The organism is Streptomyces sp. NPDC057654, assembly GCF_042800135.1.
Lineage (GTDB): Bacteria > Actinomycetota > Actinomycetes > Streptomycetales > Streptomycetaceae > Streptomyces.
Genome location: NZ_JBHVHQ010001490.1, coordinates 1 through 1,016, shown reverse-complemented (window position 1 = coordinate 1,016; position 1,016 = coordinate 1). Strand labels below are relative to the sequence as shown.

1 protein-coding gene is annotated in these 1,016 nt (G+C 70.8%); it reads left to right on the top strand.

The features are described from left to right. The first annotated feature begins 63 nt into the window (after positions 1-63). A complete protein-coding gene (locus ACFU99_RS44570; RefSeq protein WP_384404640.1) occupies positions 64-1,011 on the top strand; it encodes a cytochrome c biogenesis CcdA family protein in 948 nt (315 codons plus the stop codon). Positions 1,012-1,016: the final 5 nt, after the last annotated feature.

Sequence of the window (1,016 nt, the reverse complement as noted above, 5' to 3'; positions counted from 1 at the left end):
GCCGATGGGCGTCTTCGAGGAGGCCATCAAGGCGGCGCGCGACCACGCGAAGGCGGCGGCCAAGTGAGCGACATCGGCTATCTCGCCGCTTTCCTGGGCGGCGCCCTCGCCCTGCTCAGCCCGTGCAGCGCGCTGCTGCTGCCCGCGTTCTTCGCGTACTCGCTCGCGACGCCGGGAAAGCTGCTGGCCCGTACCGGCGTCTTCTACCTGGGGCTGGCCACCACGCTGGTGCCGCTCGGCGCGGCCTCCACCGCCGCGAGCCGGCTCTTCAACGGCCACCGCGATCTGCTGATCACCATCGGCGGCTGGGTGGTCATCGCGCTGGGCGTGGCGCAGATCGTCGGGATCGGCTTCGCGTCGAAGCGGGCGCAGGCGGCGGCGGGGCGGATCACGCCGCGTTCGGCGGCGTCCACGTTCCTGCTGGGCTGCGTGTACGGGCTGGCCGGGTTCTGCGCGGGCCCGATCCTCGGGGCGGTGCTGACGGTGACCGCCGTGAACGGCAATCCGGTGTACGGGGCGTCGATGCTGGCCGTCTACGCGCTCGGGATGGCGCTGCCGCTGTTCGTGCTGGCTCTCTTCTGGGACCGTTTCCAGCTCGGCCGGCGGGGCTGGCTGCGCGGGCGCGCGTTCCGGGTGGGCCGTCTGGAACTGCACACCACGTCGCTGGTCTCCGGGCTGTTCTTCATCGGCATCGGGGCGCTGTTCCTGGCCTTCGACGGTACGACCGCGCTGCCCGGCATCCTCGACGCCGACCAGGAGTTCCACCTGGAGGAGGTCGCTTCGCGGATCGGGAACGCCGTACCGGACTACGTACTGCTGGCGGTCGTGGCGCTCGTCGTGGCGGCGGTCCTGGGCCGGATCGCGCTGCGGCCCGAGAAAACCACCGAGACCACCGAGACCACTGAGAACCCCGAGACCACCGAGACCACTGAGAACCCCGAGACCACTGAGAACGCCGAGAACCCCAAGAACGCTGAGAACACGGCCGACGGGGCGAAGACCGGCTCATGAGGTGC